The 21,409-nt window shown below is 46.7% G+C and carries 19 protein-coding genes; 7 read left to right on the top strand and 12 right to left on the bottom strand.

Annotation, left to right across the window (positions count from 1 at the left end):
* Positions 1-31 precede the first annotated feature (31 nt).
* The 5 genes from gspG to gspC form a co-directional block, all read right to left on the bottom strand.
* A complete protein-coding gene (gspG, locus tag F557_RS0102705) occupies positions 32-484 on the bottom strand; it encodes a type II secretion system major pseudopilin GspG (RefSeq protein ID WP_019000718.1) in 453 nt (150 codons plus the stop codon).
* A gap of 13 nt (positions 485-497) precedes the next feature.
* On the bottom strand, positions 498-1,751 hold the full coding sequence (gene gspF / locus F557_RS0102700) for a type II secretion system inner membrane protein GspF (RefSeq protein WP_019000717.1): 1,254 nt from the start codon (positions 1,749-1,751) through the stop codon (positions 498-500).
* A 2-nt stretch (positions 1,752-1,753) separates the two neighbouring features.
* Entirely contained in the window at positions 1,754-3,355 is a 1,602-nt protein-coding gene (gspE, locus tag F557_RS0102695) for a type II secretion system ATPase GspE (RefSeq protein ID WP_019000716.1), read from the bottom strand.
* An 8-nt stretch (positions 3,356-3,363) separates the two neighbouring features.
* Entirely contained in the window at positions 3,364-5,325 is a 1,962-nt protein-coding gene (gspD, locus tag F557_RS0102690; RefSeq protein ID WP_019000715.1) for a type II secretion system secretin GspD, read from the bottom strand.
* Between the two features lie 132 nt (positions 5,326-5,457).
* Positions 5,458-6,468 (bottom strand): type II secretion system protein GspC, encoded by a 1,011-nt coding sequence (gene gspC, locus F557_RS18550; RefSeq protein ID WP_019000714.1) that lies wholly within the window; start codon positions 6,466-6,468, stop codon positions 5,458-5,460.
* A 254-nt stretch (positions 6,469-6,722) separates the two neighbouring features.
* Here gspC and hslR point away from each other — a divergent pair, with 254 nt between their 5' ends.
* Positions 6,723-7,121, top strand: a complete 399-nt coding sequence (gene hslR / locus F557_RS0102680; RefSeq protein ID WP_019000713.1) for a ribosome-associated heat shock protein Hsp15 — start codon at positions 6,723-6,725, stop codon at positions 7,119-7,121.
* Between the two features lie 32 nt (positions 7,122-7,153).
* On the top strand, positions 7,154-8,044 hold the full coding sequence (gene hslO, locus F557_RS0102675) for an Hsp33 family molecular chaperone HslO (protein ID WP_019000712.1): 891 nt from the start codon (positions 7,154-7,156) through the stop codon (positions 8,042-8,044).
* A gap of 219 nt (positions 8,045-8,263) precedes the next feature.
* Here hslO and F557_RS0102670 read toward each other — a convergent pair whose 3' ends face one another.
* Positions 8,264-9,613: an ammonium transporter gene (locus tag F557_RS0102670; protein ID WP_044142860.1), complete on the bottom strand. Its 1,350-nt coding sequence runs from the start codon at positions 9,611-9,613 to the stop codon at positions 8,264-8,266.
* 357 nt (positions 9,614-9,970) lie between these two features.
* Here F557_RS0102670 and F557_RS0102660 point away from each other — a divergent pair, with 357 nt between their 5' ends.
* From F557_RS0102660 to F557_RS18545, 3 genes are all read left to right on the top strand, one after another.
* Positions 9,971-10,753, top strand: a complete 783-nt coding sequence (locus tag F557_RS0102660) for an alpha/beta fold hydrolase (RefSeq protein ID WP_019000709.1) — start codon at positions 9,971-9,973, stop codon at positions 10,751-10,753.
* Positions 10,754-10,834: 81 nt separating this feature from the next.
* Complete coding sequence (locus F557_RS0102655; protein ID WP_019000708.1) at positions 10,835-11,107, top strand: hypothetical protein; 273 nt, start codon at positions 10,835-10,837, stop codon at positions 11,105-11,107.
* Between the two features lie 10 nt (positions 11,108-11,117).
* Complete coding sequence (locus tag F557_RS18545; RefSeq protein WP_019000707.1) at positions 11,118-11,993, top strand: putative metalloprotease CJM1_0395 family protein; 876 nt, start codon at positions 11,118-11,120, stop codon at positions 11,991-11,993.
* A gap of 33 nt (positions 11,994-12,026) precedes the next feature.
* Here the strand turns inward: F557_RS18545 and greB are convergent, their stop codons facing one another.
* Together greB and pckA are read right to left on the bottom strand one after the other, a co-directional pair.
* Positions 12,027-12,653, bottom strand: coding sequence for a transcription elongation factor GreB (gene greB / locus F557_RS18540; protein ID WP_019000706.1), 627 nt, complete (start codon positions 12,651-12,653; stop codon positions 12,027-12,029).
* Positions 12,654-12,767: 114 nt separating this feature from the next.
* Positions 12,768-14,378: a phosphoenolpyruvate carboxykinase (ATP) gene (pckA, locus tag F557_RS0102640; RefSeq protein ID WP_019000705.1), complete on the bottom strand. Its 1,611-nt coding sequence runs from the start codon at positions 14,376-14,378 to the stop codon at positions 12,768-12,770.
* Between the two features lie 354 nt (positions 14,379-14,732).
* Between pckA and F557_RS0102630 the strand changes: the two genes are divergently transcribed.
* Positions 14,733-14,927: a hypothetical protein gene (locus F557_RS0102630; RefSeq protein ID WP_019000703.1), complete on the top strand. Its 195-nt coding sequence runs from the start codon at positions 14,733-14,735 to the stop codon at positions 14,925-14,927.
* A gap of 90 nt (positions 14,928-15,017) precedes the next feature.
* A complete protein-coding gene (locus F557_RS0102625) occupies positions 15,018-15,608 on the top strand; it encodes a NifU family protein (RefSeq protein WP_019000702.1) in 591 nt (196 codons plus the stop codon).
* A 100-nt stretch (positions 15,609-15,708) separates the two neighbouring features.
* On the opposite strand, the gene gpsA is transcribed toward F557_RS0102625, so the two are convergent.
* The 4 genes from gpsA to pulA form a co-directional block, all read right to left on the bottom strand.
* Positions 15,709-16,707 carry an NAD(P)H-dependent glycerol-3-phosphate dehydrogenase gene (gene gpsA / locus F557_RS0102620; RefSeq protein ID WP_019000701.1) on the bottom strand — a complete coding sequence of 333 codons (999 nt, stop codon included), beginning with the start codon at positions 16,705-16,707 and terminating at the stop codon, positions 15,709-15,711.
* Positions 16,708-16,715: 8 nt separating this feature from the next.
* A complete protein-coding gene (gene secB / locus F557_RS0102615) occupies positions 16,716-17,210 on the bottom strand; it encodes a protein-export chaperone SecB (RefSeq protein WP_019000700.1) in 495 nt (164 codons plus the stop codon).
* A 46-nt stretch (positions 17,211-17,256) separates the two neighbouring features.
* Positions 17,257-17,724, bottom strand: a complete 468-nt coding sequence (locus F557_RS0102610) for a rhodanese-like domain-containing protein (RefSeq protein ID WP_157617731.1) — start codon at positions 17,722-17,724, stop codon at positions 17,257-17,259.
* Positions 17,725-17,881: 157 nt separating this feature from the next.
* The gene (gene pulA, locus F557_RS18535; protein WP_019000698.1) at positions 17,882-21,268 is read right to left on the bottom strand and encodes a pullulanase-type alpha-1,6-glucosidase; all 3,387 of its coding nucleotides are present in this window, start codon (positions 21,266-21,268) and stop codon (positions 17,882-17,884) included.
* Positions 21,269-21,409 lie beyond the last annotated feature (141 nt).

Below are 21,409 nucleotides of genomic sequence, written 5' to 3'. Positions count from 1 at the left end.
CGGCTTTAAACAAATTTTAACAGAGCCGGAATCAGTTGTTGGCACAGTCAGATGCTGGCGGATTATCAACATTCCAGTTTCCAATATCATCGCAGGTTCCCGGTTCTCCATCCGGGCCAGCACTGAAAATATCATAATGCTTCTGACCATGATCAGAAGGCCTCTTATAATAGTAGGGAGAGTTCCACGGATCGTTAGCAAGCTTATCCATATAGCCATCAGAACGGTATTTCTTGGGGATTGGAGCCGATGTTGGCTTAGTCACCAGCGCATCCAGTCCCTGATCAGTTGTCGGATAGCTCTTGGCATCCATAAAATACTGTTTAAGAGAGCTTTCATAGGCATTAATATCGCTTACCACCTTCTGGGTATTCGCCTCGTCAAGGCTGGACATGACGTTCGGCACCACCAGTCCGGCCAGAAGGCCAAGAATGACGATAACCACCATGATTTCAAGAAGGGTAAAACCCTGAGTTCTTTTCATAAATTCTCCTGAACTAACCTTTAACCATACTGTTCATCTGCATTAAGGGCTGCAGTATGGAAATTACGATAAATAAAACAATTCCTGCCATGGAAATTATCAATAGCGGCTCAAAAATAGAAAGAGCCATGGTTACATTGCGCTTAAACTCGTTAGACTGGTTAACGGCAGCCCTGCCAAGCATATTGTCAAGTTCGCCGCTCTTCTCTCCGGATGAAATCATATGCAGCATCATCGGAGTAAAAAGGCGGGTCTCCTGAAGCGACCTGCCAAGACCTTTACCCTCTCGAACACTTTCAGCAGCCTGATTCAGTCTCTCCTTGGCAATAACATTTGTAAGGGTATCACTACTGATATGCATTCCTTCAATCAGGGGCACCGCACTTGAGTGAAGAATACTGAGAGTCTGAGCATAACGTGCAGTATTAAGAGACCTGCTAACCTTGCCAATCACAGGAAGACGCAAAATCACAGCATGCACCTTCTCTCTGAAAGTCCGCTTTTTCATCAGGACCATAAACACTGTTACCAGAACCCCAGCAGCCAGGACAATCATGATGCCGTAATTCTTCACAAAATCCGACATAGCCATAAGTATCTGTGTTGATTTAGGGAGTGTTGCCTTCATATGAACAAACTGCTCCACCACCTTGGGGACAACAGATGACAGTAAAAGGCCCACCACCGAAACAGCCACCAAAGTAAGCATCACCGGATAAATCAGTGCCTGGGCAATCTTTCCTTTCAGTTCCTGCTTGCTTTCTGTATAGTCAGCCAGACGCTCCAGCACTTCATCCAGATGTCCTGATTTTTCTCCGGCAGCAACCATGGCCGTATAGAGGTCATCAAACACCCGGGGGTATTTCCTCATAGCATCAGCCAGTGAATGCCCCTCCAGCACTTTCTCCCGAACCCCGGAAATAATAGCTGCATGCTTGGGATTATCACATTGCTGGGATACCGCTCTGAGAGATTCTTCAATAGGCATTGCCGATGATACTAATGTGGAAATCTGGCGTGTAATCAGGGTAAGCGAAGAACTGCTCATACTGGGCTGAAACAGTCTGGAAAACGAAAACTTTTCTTCTCCGGAATCCCCCCTGCCCTTTCCGCTCGAGATAGCCTGAGCCGAAATCTCGCTTATGCTGACAGGCATCAGTCCCAGCTCTCTGACCTTTGAACGAGCAGCTTTAGGTGAATCCGCATCAATCTTGCCGCGTTTCTGTTTTCCGGATCCGTTTACGGCCACATACTGATAGGAAGCCATTATTAATCTCCGCTGGTAACTCTGAGAACTTCTTCAATAGTGGTAATACCCGCAAGAACCTTTGCAATACCGTCATCGCGAATGGAAGGGGTCGTAGGACGAACTACCCGTTCGATCCCCAGCTCGCCGTCTTCTCCGTGAATGGCCTGTCTCACATCATCATTTACGATAACCAGCTCATGAATTCCGGAACGACCCTTGTATCCCGAATTATTGCACTCGGGACAGCCCACAGCCTTGTAGATGACCTGAGGCTTATCAAGCCCCATGATCTGCATTTCCCTGGGGGTTGTCTCCACCGGCTGCTTGCAGTGCTTGCAAAGTGTACGGATAAGTCTTTGAGATAAAACACCCAGCAGGGACGTTGAAAGAAGAAAAGGCTCAATTCCCATGTCCTTGAGACGAGTAATAGCCCCCACCGCAGTATTGGTATGCAAGGTTGACAGCACCAGGTGTCCGGTAAGGGAGGCCTGAACAGCTATTTCAGCAGTTTCATGATCGCGGATTTCTCCTATCATAACAACATCAGGATCCTGACGCAAAATCGCCCGGAGAGCTCTGGCAAAAGTCATGTCAACCTTGGGATTAACCGGAGTCTGGCCGATTCCCTCAAGATCATACTCCACAGGATCCTCCACCGTCAGGATATTGATATCCTTGGTATTGATGGAAGAAATGCCGGCGTAAAGGGTGGTAGACTTACCGGAACCAGTAGGTCCGGTCACCAGTATTATTCCATGAGGCATATGAATGATTCTCATAAAATCCTCACAGATTTTCGGTGTCATGCCAAGGTCATTAAGATCCAGCCGGACACTGTTCTTGTCTAAAAGACGCATAACTATGCGTTCGCCATAGGATGTTGGCATGGTGGAAACACGGACATCGACCTGCTTTCCGCCAACCGTCAGCGAAATACGACCGTCCTGGGGAATTCTCTTCTCAGAAATATCCAGTTTGGCCATAACCTTTATACGGGATATCAGGTAAGGAGTGAATTTTCTTTCAAGAGAAATGTTCTCATGTAGCACCCCATCCACCCGGAAACGAATTTCCAGACTGTTCTCATAGGGCTCCACATGAATATCCGAAGCCTCTTCCTTTACAGCCTGCGCCAGCATGGCGTTTATAAACCGCACCATCGGAGAATTTTCGCTGTTATCAAGAAGATCGGCCTTGTTTAAATCATCGGCAAGGCTGAGATCCTCCACATCATCTCCCATATCACTGGCAATCTGCTGCGCCTCGGAATTGTCGTGCTGATAGGTGTCGGTAAACAGATCGTCATATTTATCGGCTTCAACAATTTCTACGCTGAAATTTGCCTGTACCAGACGGCGCACCTCCATAAGGGAGGCCATGGCAGGCTTTTCCTTGCAGTAAAGAACGGCCTTCCCGTTCTCAGTCCTGAGAAGTATGCCATTAGCTCTGGCATATGAAAAAGGGAGTTTTGCCCTGTCCTCCAAAGGAACTACGGATTGTACTCTCTGCAGTGCCTCTTCTTCCGGGGTGGGAGGTGTTTCAGACTCTTCCTCAGCCGGAAGTTCTTCCACAAGAGCGGTTTCCTCCTGTTCGTCATCCAGGGGTCTTTTTTCTTCAGACATGAAACCTCCTAAATTCCGGACACCGCACTGCTGTCAGTAGAGACCTCCTGAACGGTGTCAGGAGCAATCACAATGGTGGAATCCAATGCCGGCAGCACGGGAGTACTTAGTCTTATTGGTAGAAGTCTGAGTCCTTCCTTGTTACGCTTAATTTGTTCATCACGGAACATGTTGTACTTGCCACCGGAAATGCTAGCAAAGGTTTCATCATCTCTGATAATAATCGGGTGAATGAAAACCATTAGATTGCGCTTCTTGTATGAACTGGATGTCTGCTTGAAGAGCTCACCGATAATGGGAATATCGCCCAAAAGCGGAACCTTATAGACAGTCTCAACAGTGGTATGATTCATAAGGCCGCCCAGTACAACAGTTTCACCGCTCTTAACCAGCACGCTGTTCTTGATGGTACGCACATCAAAGGTTTCGCCGTTCGTGGTATTGGCTGTGGAGGCAACACTTGACACCTCCTGCTCCAAAGTCAGCAGCACACTATCTCCCTCATTAATCTGGGGAGTAAACTTGAGCTTGGTACCAACTGTCTTTCTTTCAATAGTATCGTAACGATAACTGGAGTCAGTGGAAGTCTGCGTTCCGGTCTTAACAGGAACCTCCTGACCCACGTTAAACTCGGCCTCTTCATTGTCAAGAGCCACAATGCTCGGAGTGGAAAGCACATCATTCTTGGCATTGCTCTGCATCATTGTCAAAAGGCCGAACCAGTTTCCGTGATAAAAGCCTAGGCCAGCCCCGTTGATTTTACCTGCTATATTGGTCAGACCTACGTCATCGGATGTAAACATTCCTGAAACCGGCGCCTGAGAAACATCCGAAGGTCCCTGGACAATTCCTCCGCTGGTATTTCCCCACTGAATACCCAGCTGTGCGGCTGTCTCATCATTAACCTCAACTATAATAGCCTCAACCAGAACCTGAGCTCTTCTGATATCAAGTTTTCTGACAATTTCCTCAATCTGCTTGATATAGTTGGGCTCTGCATTCACAATAATGGAATTGGTGGCTTCATTGGCATAGATATTAATCTTCGATGCCGTGGCACCATTAGAAGCCTTGCCTTCATCACCAGTCAGAGATTTGCTGACACCATTAAGGGTCTCCAAAACCTCCTTCGCTTTGGCATAACGCAAATAAAACACTCTGGTATTTCCTGAAGCAGCCTGCTCCATATCCAGCTGATTTATCATGGTGATAACACGCTGCCTGGCAATCGGCTCTCCAGAAACCACCACCGAATTGGTTCTTTCATCTGCCACCAGCTTCGGGGTCATCAACGGAGATGTAGCACTATTGCCCTTGTCATCTTTAATGAGCGACAGCACCACCCTGACCACCTCTGTGGCAGAAGCGTGTTTCAGCTTGACTATCTGAACCTCCTGATTTCCTGCCTTGTCAACTCTGTTAACAATTTCCACCAGACGGTTCACCACATTTGCTCTGCCAGTAATAAGCAGTACATTTGACGGTTCGTAATGTACTACGTTTCCGGACCCCTGATTGTCAATGAGACCTCTCAGAAGCGGGGCAAGCTCCCGAACATTAACGTTTTTTACCGGAACTACCCTAGTGACCATTTCATCACCTATAGCTCCATCCTCGGAAACCGGAACACCGGCTGTTTTGGCCACAGCAGAACGAACCACCTTGTACACTCCGGTATCGGTGGGAACCACAGCATAACCATATACGGCCAAAACGCTGAGGAAAAACTGATAATACTGCTCCTCATTAAGCAAATCATAGCTTCTGACGTTTATCTTTCCCTTTACGGCCGGATCAATAATAAACGTCATATTGAGATTTCTTCCAACAGTATTAATAAATTCGTTTATGTCCGTACCCTTAAAACTGGCAGAAAATTCAGCGGCCTCAATATTGAGAGATCCTCCTAGAAGTGCAGCTGACAAAGCCAGAGCACAGCAGGATTTGCCGAAAAATTTCTTGGTGTTCATATGATCCCCTTAATAGCCTGACAAGGCACAGTTCATATAGTCAGGATTTCATCCTGAATGAGACGGTAATCTCTAAGCATTATGTTTCGAAAACGGAAAAGATAATCACACCTTCCCCGTAACCTAATAAAATCAATTCAGATTCAGCGTAACAGTCTGGCGATCCCCGTTACGATCCACTACCAGTGTTATTTCTGTCATGTCCTGAATCTGTCCCATAACCTGCATTGCCTGATTAGTATCAGTCAAATCGTAGCCATTCATCTCCACAGCAATGTCTCCTGGTTTCAGACCGGCATCAAGAAACATCTTTCCCTCCGAACCAGGATTGAGCTCATAACCTGCGGGCTTGCCATCCTTCATAGCCGGTTTTATGCTGAGGTACTTAAAAAGATTTCCAGGATTGGAAAGCAATTCGGTTCTGACCTGTTTAACGTCAGACTTGGCTGCTGCATGATTCTCAGGCTTAGTCTTCTGAAAATCTCCCGAAGGTCTTTGATCAGAAGACTGATAGTTGTCTGCAGGCATTATTATAGTTTCATCACGACCGCCGTTTTTGACAATAATACGGTCCGCCAGAATCTGCGACACAACCGCCTGGGTTCCCTCAATCTTGTCCCCTACACCGTAGGATTCCTCATGGGACTTGTTAATTACTGCCACTGATCCCTTTTGAGGATCATTACTGGCAGAGATTCCGGTGATTTTAACATCCAGCTTGGAAACAGGACCGGAGGGCTGCTGGTTCCCGGCCTGCGAAGCCTGAGAATTTTCCACAGGCCTGACGCCAAAAAGCGGCAGAGCCGTTACATCAATATTACGGTTCTGCTCTCTTATCGCCTTCAGCTCTGCTGCGGACAGTCCGGCCAAAGAAGAATTCACCGAAGGAATTTTGTACCAGAAATAGGCTGCCGCTTCATAACAGACGATAAACGAAAGGATATAAAAGAGGTATCCGGAAATCTTCGTATAGTAGCGATTACGCGCCCTCTCCAGCATTTCCTGCTCCTGAGGAGATGCAGCCTCTGTTCTGGCAACAGCCTGCCCGGACACAGCCGCATACTCTGAACCGCTCTTCTTTTTTGTAATACGCGAGAAACCGCCACGTACTCTGTTAATGGCTTTATCGAAAAAAGACGACATGTAATATATCTCACAAAGAGAGCAAAATAACTAAACCCCGCAATTGTCCATCAATAGAAGCTTTTCATGCAAAGAGTTTTTCATAAATTTTCAAGGTTTCTCATAATTTGCTGAAGATTACTGGCTTCCGGAACCGAAATCAGATCATTCGCGAGCCAGTTCCGCCCATTCACATAACAATCCTCTTCCGCCCTAAACCGTATTATAATACGCGAACTGATTTTAGCACTCAGACTGAAGTTTCAGGAGACCTCATGGATGATAATTCTGAGCAAGTCCGGCTCGACAAATGGCTATGGGCTGCAAGGTTCTACAGAACCCGTTCCATAGCCAGAGACATGATTGACGGCGGAAAAGTTCACTATAACGGAGCACATGTCAAGCCTTGCCGTATTGTGGAAATCGGTGCAAAAATTTCTCTGCGCCAGGGATTCAACGAACTTGATATCATCGTCAGGGGAATAAGCGATGTAAGACGCCAGCCCTCATTAGCTCACCTTCTCTATGAAGAAACCAGCGAAAGCAAAATAAAACGCGAAAGAAACAGCGAACTCCACCGTTTAAACGCCCTTCTGGCTCCACATCCTGACGACAAACCCAACAAGAAGGAACGCAGAGCGCTTATCAGTTTTAAGCACTCTCCGAACATTTAACCTAATACAAAAAATATTACAGGGACAGCATCATGACGGCTGGTACAGCATCAAAGAGTTTTGACACAATTAAACGCTTCATTTTCAACGAAATGGATATCCGCGGTGAAATAGCACAAACCGACAAGGCGTTCCGGGAACTGGTTGCGGATCATTCATACCCGCGCAACATCCGGAAGCTTCTTGGTGAGATGCAGATTGCCATTGCCCTCATGACAGAAACAGTAAAGTTTCAGGGAAGCATTATGCTTCAGCTTCGCGGAAACGGGTCCCTTGTCTATGCGTACATTAACAGTAATGACAATCAGGAAACCCGTGGTCTGGCCTCCCTGGATGGAGATGTGGACGGGATTTGTCACTGGAGCAGACTTTTAGGGAAAAATCCAGTTCTGACAATTACCATTATTCCCGAGTCCGGAACCCAGTATCAGGGCATCATCGATCTCTCACATGACAATCTCAACGAGTGCATTGAGGACTATTACCGGCAGTCAGTCCAAATAGAAACCCGAATATGGATCTATTCTGACCCGGACAGAGAAAAGGCAGCAGGAATGCTCATTCAGAAGCTTCCGACTGAAAATACAGAAAAGCTGAACAGCGACTTTACCCACATTGCCACTCTTGCTGACAGCATGACAGAAGGAGAAATCCTGTCTCTCGACAGCAATGATGTCCTATATCGGCTTTTCCACCAGGAATCCGTCAACACCTTCCCTCCAAAATCCATCAGCTTCAGGTGCGTCTGCTCCAAAGCTCATTTCAGGGAAAGTCTCGTGTGCATGCCCCCCGAAGAACTGGAGAAAATTCTTGAGGAGCAGAAAAAAATATCAGTAAGCTGCCACTGCTGTGGAAGGGAGTTCGTTTACCTCCCGGATGAAGTACACCAGATCATTGCCGAAGCCAGGAATAGAAGCAAATAACACGATTTTCACGGGAGTTCCCATAGGCCACGGTTCTCATAAAAACCAGACAGGGAAGAATTTGGACTCTCATTTTTGCGGACGGTATGTCAAAACACACCGCTCACACTCTGCCAACATTCCCCAAGCCTTAACAGAGCACTGACAACAACAAAAAGGGCGACTGCAACGCCGCCCTTCATTTGTTTTTCAGGAATAATCAATTCCCATCTCTCAGAGTTATATGAGGTTGTAGGCTCTTTCTCCGTGCCATGCCAGATCCAGGCCTTCCCGTTCTTCTTCCTGGTTGACACGTACTCCATGGAACAGCTTGTCGGCAATAAAGAACCCGAGAACTGAAACCACACCACTGATACCAATGGTCATGACAACGGAAACCAGCTGTCCTGTAAACTGTCCTGAAATACTCTCCCAGCCTTCTTTAAAGCCTGTACCGCCAAAATCCGGGGAACAGAAAACGCCAGTCAAAAGAGCTCCCACAATACCGCCAGTGCCATGAACACCAAACACGTCAAGCGAATCATCAACCCGCAGCAGTTTCTTAAGACCGTGAACCCCCCAGAGACAAACCGCACCGGCTACAAGACCTATTATAAGAGCGCTGCCGATGCTGACATAGGCACATGCCGGAGTAATGGCTACGAGCCCGGCAACAGCTCCGGAACATACACCCAGCAGGGAGGGTTTTCTCTGAAACAGCCATTCCAGAAACATCCATGAAAGAGCTGCAGCAGCCGGTGCCACACAGGTATTTGCAAAGGAGAGTGCGGCTACTCCATCCGGGGTCAGCTCGGATCCGGCATTAAAACCGAACCAGCCCACCCAGAGAAGAGAAGCTCCAATCATAGTCATTACCAGACTATGAGGTGCCATCCGCTCTCTCCCGAAACCGATTCTCTTCCCGCAGTAATATGCTCCCACCAGAGCACAGACAGCGGCATTGATGTGAACTACAGTCCCTCCTGCAAAATCCAAGGCATGCCAAGCACTGTCAATATAACCGCCTCCCCACACCATATGACAGATTGGAACATAGGAAAGCACGAACCAGAAAACCAGGACAAAAATCAGCGCACTGAACTTGATACGCTCAGCAAAGGAACCAAGTATCAGACATGATGTTATCCCGGCAAAAGCCCCCTGAAACGAAAAGAAGGTAAATTCCGAAAGAGTCCCATTAACACTTTCTGGGAGTACTCCAAACATCAGAAATTTATCCAGCCCGCCCGAAAAATTATTAAGAAACTCACTGTCGTTGGTTCCAAAGGCCATTGAATATCCGAAAACTGCCCAAAGAACAAACATCAGCGAAAAAGCCATAACAGTCTGAGTAAGCACCGAAAGCATGTTCTTAACTCGAACCAGGCCACCGTAAAACAGTGCAATCCCAGGCACTGACATCAGAATTACCAGGGCAGCGCATATCATTACAAAACTGTTATCTACCAGACTAAGCTGCGCTGCAGCCTCTCCAGGAGATGTCACAGAGTTCACTGACTCCTCTGCTCCCGCAATATTTAAAGTACCTGTCATCAGTAAAAGACACGTCAGAAAAATTGCACGTCCCATATATTTCTCCATTTAGTGATCAAACTCATGTTTTCCAGTATTAAGCAAATATCCTGCCAACTCGAAAAAAAAATTTTTATGCACTTCTGATGGTATTCACTCCTGTAGAATTAGCAGGAAAGGAACCACATCTCCCCTTTATATGCACAATAATCATGCATACCACACGACCAGATGCACCGAAAAGAAACTCTTTCTCATGAATATTTATGAACTGGAAACTATTATGGTTCTCCAGATCATGTTCATATCTGAAACAATCCGGGGAGTTCTTTATTCACAAGTGCAAAAAGGTTATCCTTAATCAGGGCCACAGTAATTGCTTGAAATCTCCATTTTCGAGCGAGGGGGGGAATCATGAAACTAAGAACACGTGAATTCGGGAATCCCGAATCTCCAAAAATTGTCATGCTCCACGGCTGGGGACTTGCCAGTGATGTTTTTCGGAGTATTGTTTCCTACCTGGCACCTCGTTATCGGGTTATCTTATTGGATCTTCCTGGGTACGGACTCAATAACAGCATCCCTGCCAACAGAGCGTATGGAACCATAATCAATCTCGAGGAGACGCTCCCTGACAATATTATTATCATGGGCTGGTCCCTGGGTGGAGTGCTGGCTCTCCGCTACACCATAATGAATCCGAAAAGGGTTCGCGGACTGATAACAGTATCCAGTTCTCCAAGATTTACCTCCTTGCCCGAAGAACACTGGCCGGGAACCCCTCCAGAACTATTAATTAAACTCCAGAGTCTTCTGACACAGGACAATGTCTATCGAGTTATAGACCGTTTTCTATCTTTACAGGCCATGGGTTCTCCCACTATGAAAAACGATATCAGAGAAATCAAGGATCTGCTAAAAGACGTGCCTCTTCCCTCTTATTACGAACTTCAGGCCGGATTAAAAACTCTGGCAGACGAAGATCTCAGAGGCTGTCTCACACGTGTGGAATGTCCGGCCCTTCACCTCTACGGAGTAAAGGATCGGCTGGTACCATATCAGGGAAGTTCTGTCTGGCCCGTAAACGATCACTCCCTGATACACGTATTTCAGAATAGCTCTCATGCTCCGTTTATCTCCGAACCGGAAAGCTTCAGAAAAATACTTTTAGACTTCCTCGACAAATATGCAACTTAGTCCTGGGTAATATTGCTCATTTTTTGTACAATTAATATGAGTTGTTGTGTCCTGTCATCTGCAAGAATAAACGGAGGTCGTATGAATATTGGAAGCATGTCCATTATACAGAATGGCATCCAGGGGTTTATGAACGGTCAGGCTCTTGTTAACAGGAGCGCCGCAGAACTGGCACATATAAACACTTCCCGGAATTACAGTCCTGCCGAAACTTCAGAAGATCCGATTACCGCTCCCGATCCTGAAAAAAGCGTGGCTTCACTAAAAGAGGGAGAGATATATGCCCGGGCCGGAGCAAAGGTAATATCCGCCGGCTATAATACTCTTGGCACACTCCTTGACATGAAGGTATGAGAGGTCAGCTATGAATGTGATTCACGGTTCTGTACTGGCGCTCCACAGCTATCAGAAGGCCATGGAGGGAATGGATTACAGTGCCATAAAATCATCTGCTGCCAATTATGTTTCCGGAACAGAGGCCAGTAACGGTAACAGCGCGAAATCAGAAAACAGAAATTCTCCTCTCGCAAAACCGGTACCTGATATGGTTTCCATAAGTCCGGAGGCTCAGGCGCGTGCTGAAAAGGAAATCAGAAAACAGGATGAAAACAGTAAATCCTCCGCCAGACAGGGAGAAGCTTCAAATGGTGCTGAGGCCTCAGCATCACAAAATGACAAAAAGAGCGACGGAACGGTTCTTACTGATGCTGAACAGGCCGTGGTGAATGAAATGAAGGCCCGGGATCAGGAAGTACGGACCCACGAGGAACAGCATAAAGCCACAGGCGGCCAGTATGCTTCCAGTCCGTCATATACATATGAAACCGGTCCTGACGGCAAAAAATATATCACCGACGGCGAGGTGCAAATATCCGTAAGCGTTGAGGATTCGCCTGATAAGACCATTGCTAAAATGCAACAGGTACAGAGAGCTGCTTTGGCACCTCAGGAACCTTCGGGGCAGGATCGCAAAGTAGCTGCCGAAGCCGCAATGAAGGAAGCTGAAGCACGAAGGGAACTTGCTGAAGAGAACGTCAAAAAGTCTAAGGATGCTACAAACGAAGCTCAACCTTCCAAAATCGCAAATACCGAAGAAGGGGAAGATGAAAATCCCGAAAAAAACGTAAACGAGGCAGTGAAGGATTTATCCTCATCCCACCGAGGATTCGCCAAGCTACTTAAAAGGGCTTATTCCCCGGATAACGCTCCTCAGGGAGCGGGATTCCAAGCCGTTGCCTGATAAACCAAAAAGTGTCAGTTTTTATCAGAAGCCCTAGCTTCGGCTGTCACTCTGCCTGGCAAGGAGTTTCAGGTATTCATCTCTGGCCTTTTGGATTTCTTCGTCACTCATGATTTCCGGCTCTTTGTATTCATTGGAACTAGAAAACTGAAATACCGGTTTATCCTCTTCCCCAAACCAATCCTCGTGCTGATAGGATATACGGTTTATATACCACGATACCTTGCCCCGGGGAGTCATAATAACCGCCTCATCATCCACTTCGTGATTGAGAAGACCTTTAGCCATTGGACTCTGAAGGGAGATATAGCCACGACGGCCATACACCTCAGGGGCCCCAACTATTCGAAAATGCTTAATATCCCCGTCATCGTTTTCAATTTCAACATACGCCCCAAAAAAAACCTTCCTGCTACGGTTTCCTTCCGCACTGCGATCCAGCACCTCTGCATCGCGAATAATATCAGAAAGTCTTTTAACATAGATATCAATTTCCCGTAACAGCCTCTTGTTATATTGATAATCGGCGTTTTCACTGCGATCTCCCAGGGAAGCAGCCCATGCCAGTTTTTTAGTTACCTCCGGACGAATGTTTGTCCAGATGTCATTGAATTCCTGCTTTATAAGCATAAGCCCTTCCCGGGTAACATAAATGCCCATATTCCCCTCCAAAAAAACAACAACGAACCAAAATATTTATTATAAAATCCCTAAAATAAAGAAGCCACCAAGACGGTGGCCTCTCCCTAATATTAAAGACAGCGCTAAGGCAGATTAGAGCTTCGGACCGGAAGCTACAAGAGCCTTGCCTGCATCATTGCCTTCATACTTCTTGAAGTTCTTAATGAAACGAGCTGCAAGATCCTTAGCATTCTCTTCCCACTTTGCAGGATCATCATAGGTGTTGCGAGGATCGAGAATGTTGGTATCAACGCCTTCAAGCTTGGTAGGAACTACAAAATTGAAGATCGGGATAACCTTGGTTTCTGCCTGATCGATACTGTGATTAAGAATTGCATCGATAATGCCGCGAGTATCCTTGATGGAAATACGCTTGCCGGTGCCGTTCCAGCCGGTATTTACAAGATAAGCCTTGGCTCCGCTCTTATCCATGTGCTTAACCAGCTCTTCACCGTACTTGGTAGGATGAAGTTCCAGGAATGCCTGACCGAAGCAAGCAGAGAAGGTAGGGGTAGGCTGAGTAATTCCTCTTTCGGTACCAGCCAGCTTGGCGGTAAAGCCAGAAAGGAAGTAGTACTGAGTCTGACCCTTGTCAAGAATAGATACCGGAGGCAGAACGCCGAAAGCATCAGCAGAGAGGAAAATAACCTGCTTGGCAGCCGGAGCGGAAGAAATCGGACGAACAATGTTCTTGATGTGATAAATAGGATAGGAAACACGGGTGTTTTCGGTTACCTTCTTATCAGCAAAATCAATCTTGCCGTTAGCATCAACGGTAACATTCTCGAGAAGAGCATCACGATGAATTGCATTGTAAATGTCCGGCTCGGAATCCTTATCCAGGTTGATAACCTTAGCATAGCAGCCGCCTTCAAAATTGAACACGCCGTTATCATCCCAGCCATGCTCATCATCACCGATCAGCTTGCGCTTCGGGTCAGTGGAAAGAGTAGTCTTGCCGGTACCGGACAGACCAAAGAAAATAGCGGTATTTTCGCCGTTCATATCGCAGTTTGCAGAACAGTGCATGGAAGCAATGCCCTTCAGAGGAAGGTAATAGTTCATCATTGAGAACATTCCCTTCTTCATCTCACCGCCATACCAAGTATTGAGAATGACCTGTTCCTTGGTGGTTACATTGAATACAACTGCAGTTTCAGAATTAAGCCCCAGCTCCTTGAAGTTCTCAACCTTGGCCTTGGATGCGTTGTAAACAATAAAATCCGGCTCCTGCTCAAAATCAGCCTCGGTCTGAGGACGAATGAACATATTGGTTACAAAATGAGCCTGCCAGGCTACTTCAACAATGAAGCGAACCTTCATGCGGGTATCCTTGTTGGCACCGCAGAAACCATCAACCACATAGAGTTTCTTGTTAGAAAGTTCCTTCTTGGCAAGATCCTTCACAGCATCCCAGGCTTCCTTGGTAGCACGGTGATTGTCGTTCGGATATTCTTCACTGGTCCACCATACGGTATCATGGGAATTTTCGTCATCAACAATGAACTTGTCCTTCGGTGAACGGCCGGTATAAACACCGGTCATTACATTGATTGCACCGAGCTCGGTTTCCTGACCAACATCAAAACCGGTAAGACCTTCCTTGGTTTCCTCGTTAAAAAGAACCTCGTAGGAGGGATTGTAAAGAACTTCGGTTGCGCCGGTGATACCGTACTTTTCAAGTACCTTCTTATCAAATGCCATGGATGAATTATCTCCAATCTATAACAGCAAAAAATTAAAAAAAGACCATGAATGATTGTAAGTGATCATCATGCTTTAGTCTATTTATATATTTCAGGTTTACCTAAAAAAAGGTGAAGTCCGGCACTGGTTCGTGAAACTGATCCTGAAAACAGGCCTCTAAACTCCATAGCTCTGACGCGAAAGATGATATATGCCCTGTTTTGAAAAAAATTCCCGGTATATCTTCTTTATTACACTGCTCTGTTATGGCAGAATCTGCACCCGGCAATCCATAAATCCGATACCGGAAAACAGTTTTTAAAACAGTTACTAAAGGTATCACGAACAGTTTTACACAGAGGTATCCATTCCATGGCAGACAAAAACGACGAGATCCTTGCACTTCTCAAAGAAATCAAAACCGAAATGGCAGCAGTAAAGTCAATGCTTATGACCGGCGGCGACATCACCATGAAAAAGGATGAAGACGGCAATATTTCCTATCAGTTAAAGCCGCATCTCAATGATAACGGTCTTAATGGCGAAGATGAGCCTCACGGCGTATAAGATCCTGAGTTTTATCTTATCAAAGGGGCGGATTTTCTGCTCCTTTATTCTTTTCAGCATGTTCTCTTTTCCGGAATCTTATTTTTGAAAATGATTACCATAACCGAAAAGGCGGAAGAATATTTCCGCACACTGCTCAGCAAACAGGCTCCTGAAACCGGCATTCGGGTTTTTGTATCCAATCCCGGAACTCCGGGAGTAGAATGCGGCATACTATACTGTCCCAAAAATTCCATTTCATTTCAGGATGATGTTTTCAGGCACGAAGGCTTTAATGTTATTATTGACCGCATGAGTCAGCCCTACCTAGAAAATGCAGTTATAGATTATGAAGATTCTGGAAACAGACACGGAACCCTGACATTCAAAGCACCGGAACTGAAAAAACGCGACATTCCCGCCGATGCCCCATTGCGAGACCAGCTGGAAAGCTACATGCTTCGTACCATTAACCCTTCACTGGCCGAACATGGAGGATTTGCCAAAATTACGGAGGTAACCTCCGATGGCATTGTCAAAATTGAATTCTCCGGCGGCTGCAAGGGATGCTCCATGGTAAACATGACTCTTAAGGACGGCATCGAGGCCAATCTGAAACAGGCATTTCCTGGGATGATTAAGGAAGTTGTGGATGCCACCGTTCATGAAGTAACCGAAAGAACCTACACATTGGCTAAGTAGTATCAAACACAACTGCTTCCGCCCTGTGCCGATTATTTCCTAATCAAAAAAGTCCCGAAACCGGGACTTTTTTAAGAAAAGGAAACGACAAGGACAAACCCTATTCATCTTTCATGCGTCTGGATAGCAGAGTCGCCGTGGCCGCCTTGGCAGACTTGCCATTGAAAAGAACCTGATAAATTTCCTCACAGATAGGCATGTCGACCTTCAGCTTTTCTGACAGAGCATGAACTTCCTTAGTGTTATACCACCCTTCTACCGCCTGCCCGATAGACTTCATCGCCTCCTCTGGCGTTGCCCCCTGTCCGAGAGCCAGACCGAATCTTCGGTTTCGAGACTGATTATCGGTACATGTCAGCACCAGATCCCCTAACCCTGCCATCCCCATAAAGGTTACCGGTTTTGCCCCCATTGCCACCCCCAGTCGCTGCATTTCCACCAGTCCCCGGGTTATAAGAGCAGTTCTGGCATTGGCACCAAAACCAAGACCGTCAGAGAGACCGGTACCTATGGCAATAACATTTTTAACGGTCCCGCCAATCTGAACTCCAATGAAATCGGGATTGGGATAAACTCTGAAATTTTTACTGGAATGAATAATCTCAGAAAATTCTCTGATAAAGGCATCATTATTCCCGGACACCGCAATAGCCGTAGGAAGCCCTGTTGCCAGCTCTCTTGCAAAAGTCGGCCCCGAAATCACAGCAAAGGGAATATTATTTCCCAGAATTTCCTCGGCTACCTCGCTGAGTAGTCTTCCGGTACCGCTTTCCAGTCCCTTTGTTGCCCAGACAATTTTATGACGAGATGTCATGTAAGGCCTGATGCTTCTCAGGACTTCTCCGAAAGCCTTGCTGGGAACCGCGAGCAAAATAATATCCGAACCGGACATTGCCTCTTTCAGATCACCAGTAATATCAAGCGTCTCCGGAAAAGAGATCCCTGGTAAAAAAGTGCTGTTGGAGCGGGATTTCTGCATTTCAAGAACGCACTCCTCCTCCCTGGCCCAGAGAAGCACTTTTTTACCATTTCTCGTTAGGGAAACAGCAAGGGCGGTTCCGTAAGATCCCGCCCCTATTATTGACGCTGAATACTTCATCTCAGAAGTTACTTGTTTTCTGACTGAGGCTGAGCGGCAGCCTGGGCCTGTTGCTGCATCCTCTGAGCGTAAACGGCCTCAAAATTGATCGGCGCAAGATTAAGGGGAGGGAAGCTTGCTCTGTTGCTGAGGTCAGATACAAGTTCACGGGCGTAGGGGAACAGGATGTTCGGAATAAAGGCGTTCAGCATATGATCAACCTGCTGCTCGGGGAAATTCTCGATATGAAAAATGCCAGCCTGATTTACTTCTGCCAGAAATGCTGTTTCACCGCTAATGGATACAGTTGCAGTGATGCGCAGCACCACCTCGTAGACATGATGAGCTTCATCTATAACGTTATGCTTAACATCAAGATCAAGCTTGGTCTCAGGCTTCCACTCCTTCTGAAATACGTTCGGAGTATTAGGAGTTTCCAAAGAAAGATCCTTTACATAAAGTCTGATGATATCAAAAGCCGGATTCTGGGTACCGGCTGCATTTTCATTGCTGTTTTCAGCCATTATATTTTCCTAAATATCAATAATATACTATTTTAGAGAACAAAACTTATTTGCCAGTTGCGGTGGGCAGTCCACTGCCATTCCAGTCAAGGATACCACCGTCCAGCAGAAAAGTATTTTTAAAACCGTTCTTTTTAAGAACCTTCGCACAATTATAGGCCTCGGAATCACCATAGGTTTTGCCGACAATCACCACCCCGGAATTCCGATATTTTTCGATAAGCGAAAAATTCTGCTTCTGAATTTCAGACACTTCCACAGATACCGAACCGGGGATATGACCCTTGCGGTATTCCTCACCGCTTCTAATATCAACGATCCCCACCCCCTGGCTGTTCATCAGGTATGCCATTTTATTGTGATCCACAGACTTGATTCCGTCAATCATAATGTTAATCTGAAGCCATATAAGATATCCGAACCCCAGTATCCAAATCATGGTCATAATGAAATGATTGGTAGCAAAGGTAACGAGCTCCGCTCCGAACGAGAGCGCATCAACTGATTCGTTCATATTTCTGTTTCCTGCCTGAAAATCCCCGTGAATGATAACACACCGCAGAACACTATTCAAAAAATGATATCTCCTGGCATATTCCCGTCATAAGAAAGGCCGGAACCACCTGAATGATCCCGGCCTCTATAAGACCTACCTAAGCTAGCTTAGCGGATTACTTGGCAAACACGCACACGGTCCACGGCTGTGCTGTAATTTTTTTGCCGCTGATGGAACAGCCATCCTTGTAGAGAGGGCCCGTATCCAAAGGCTTGGCTTCTTCAACATCGGCAACAGTGAAGCTGGTGGCTTCCGGCTTGGCATTAAGCATCACCACGGCCATGTTGTTACCAACGACTCCGGTATCCCCAGGATTAGTAACCTTCATCACGATAAGCCCCGGCTCCTGGTTCTTGCCAACGTTAAGGAATGACACATTCTGCTTAATCAGCTCGGCATCGCCAAGATAGAACAGATCGTGCTCTTTTCTGATGGTCAGCATGGCGTTATAGGTATCTGACATCTTGGACTTAAGCTCAGCACCAACATCAGAGTTGTATTCGGATACCTCGGTAATAGCACCCCAGTCTGCCAGGTCCTTTTCCTTGTTCACCAGAGCTCCCGGAATAAACTCGTTACCCTGATCAGCGGCATAATTCACCTTGTTGGAGAAATCGCCGGTGTTGAAGCTATCATTCTGGAAGTACTTGGTTCTTAAAAGATCCGTACCCTGCTGATCAAATACCGGAGACTGACCAAACATTACGGTAGCCACGGCAATGCCCTGCATCTTGGCCTTGGTTTCCATGGTATTGGTCTTCTTGGCCTTGTACATAATCAGATCAAATACCGCCTGATTATCATGTTTGGACACATAGTTGATGGTATTGATCGGTGAATCGCCGTAGCCTGCAATGGCTCCCCAGTAAGAGATATCCTTGCCGGTCTTGACCTCATCGGTATAGGTCTTGAGAGGATAGTCTCTCAGATTACCAGCCATACTAATTCTTATAACGTCCTGCCAGTTAAGAGGATGCATGCCATAATCCGATTCATTTACTGCATCAACAGCACAGGAATAATCCGGATCCTGATCCGGGTCAAGTCTCTTGTCATTCATTTCAGAACAGCGGCCGGTAGCAAACCCCTGAAGCTTAATCAGAGCATCGCCGTGGTCAAACGGACCGGAGCCTCTGACACCGTCACGGATACGGTCATTAAAGGTACCGATAAGGGTATCATGCATATTAATCTGAGTAGCATTATTTTCACCGCCAACCACATTAGCTGCGGAACCGGCATCCCAGCCTTCACCGAAGAAATACATCTCCTTGTTGGAGGCTCTTTCCTTAACGTTGGCCAGAGTGTCTACCATAACCTGCTTGGGAATATAGCCCATAAGGTCAAAACGGAAGGCATCGATCTTGTAGTCCTTAGCCCATGTTACCAGAGTATCCTCCATCAGCTTGGCGAACATCTTATGTTCCGAAGCAGAGTCGGAGCAGCAGGTGTCTGACAGAACATTACCCGTTTCAGGATCGAGACGGTTGTAGTACCAGGGAACCAGTTTGTCCAGTACTGAGGAATCCTTTTCAACTCCGGCTCCGTCAGTATGATTGTATACCACGTCAAGAATAACATTCATGCCGTAATCGTTCTTGAGAGAGGAAATCATTTCACGGATTTCCTTGACTCTGGCATAAGGATCGGCAATGGAGGTAGCATAGGATCCCTCAGGAACCTGATAGTGCCACGGATCATAGCCCCAGTTATAGGAGTCCTTTTCCTTCACATAATTGCCCAGGAAGGTAGAAACCTTCGCATCATCCTCATTGTCGTTTGCTGATTCTTCGGCGAGAATATCATAAACCAGACGATTATCACCACAAACATTGATAGGCTCAGTCGTCTCTGCCTCAATACGGGCACAGAACTCCTGGCCGGTAATGGTAACATCCGCAGTCTTGCCGCTGAATACGTCCTCCTCATTGATAGAGGCAATGTCATACATCGGAAGAAGCTCAATGTGGGTAACACCGGCATCGCTTAATTTCTTAAGATGCTTGCCCACTGCCGAATCAAGTTCTGTAAGACCCAGATATTTACCCTGATGAGCTGCGGTGACGCCCTTGTCGGTTCCTACTGTAAGATCTCTCAGGTGAGATTCGGTAATCACCATTGAAGCGATATCGGCACTCGTAGCCTGAGAATGGGGAGCCTTTACACTGTCCCAGCCATCCGGCTTTGCTTTGGCATTATCAAGATCGATTAATGCGGAATTTCCGGAAAAGATACTGAGGGAATACGGGTCGGTTACCCACATTTCTTCAAACTTCCTGGTCGCCGGATGATATACCTGAATCTGGTATTTATAGGCTGCCGTACCTTCGGTATCGGCTTTGTCGGTGGTATACGACCAGACTCCGGTTTCCTCGTCAAACGCCATTTCACCGCCTGCGTCTTGCCATTTATCATTAACAGCATCGGGCCAGATATGAATGGTAAGGGACCTGGCAGTCGGAGCCCAGACCTTAAAGGTTACGCCGTCAGCACTGGCTGTCGCACCAAGGTCCTGAACTCTGACCGCATTTTCAGCATAGAGCTCGTCGATGAGCATGGCAGTCTGAATGCGAGCAGCCTTCTTCACCAGATTTTTATCGCCAAGTCCCAGAAGGAGAGCCTCGCCACGAAGAATTTTCTTAAGATCGAGATTGGTGCCGTCAGGAATCTTGTAGGCCTGGAAGTCCTTGAGATTGTGATTCTTCTGAATAATCTCCTCAGGAAGCTGTGTTTTTTCAAGATTCACATAATCGCCATTAAGAAGTCCCTCTCCGTCCGCTTCAATAACAGCATCGGTATTGTACTGAAGACGAACATGAAGCTCCTTGCCATTCTGATCCTTATTGTTCTTCCACACCAGAAGATTGCTGCTTACCCAGTGTGCAGAAGCATCCTCAGCATCCAGTCCTGCTACCGGAGCATAGAGATCGTTGAAGGCTTCATCACGGGTACCATATGATTCCACACGCTTTTTGGTAATGGTGATTTCATGATCTGCAGCAGTCCATGCAAGCCGCTGATTTTCTTCAATGAATTTATTCTTGTCCGGGTCTCTTAAAATAAATCCGGCACAGCCGTCCTGAGTACTGTCGCTGAGATCAAATTCAAATACTATACCGTACTCATTCTGATCAACAGGAACATCACTGATATCATCCCAACCCTGGCTAGCTCCTATATTTGAAGCACACTCTTCATGAACCCAGCGATGAACGGTATAATTCAAAGCCTCATTCGCCTTGGTTCCATTAGTTCCCAGCTCCTCATCCAGAACCTGCACCACCAGCTTGTTCGGCACAGAATCAAGCTCGCTGCCCGGGGCATGAAGTCCGCCCGGGGATACTGCTTCCCCGCCGGCTGCAGGCACGTAGCTGGGATTCTCCGGGTTAAACCCATCACCACCGCCACCGCCGCCGCTGCTGGAACTGCCGCAGGCGGCAAGGGTACATGAAAAGACGGCAGCACTGATAGCAAGCCCCAGTTTTTTCTTCTTCAAGGTCATATTCAATAGTCCTTTTTTATGGTTTTAAACATGCATCCCGCAAACGAAACGCATTGAATTCATATGCTGATATCCGAAATGCATACACAGCATCATGGGAGTAATGATACTTTAATGAACAATGATTTTTAATGACATCCC

This window comes from Succinimonas amylolytica DSM 2873 (assembly GCF_000378405.1).
GTDB classification, from domain to species: domain Bacteria; phylum Pseudomonadota; class Gammaproteobacteria; order Enterobacterales; family Succinivibrionaceae; genus Succinimonas; species Succinimonas amylolytica.
Note: the sequence above shows the minus strand (reverse complement) of the source record. Positions and strands in the feature narration are given on the sequence as shown.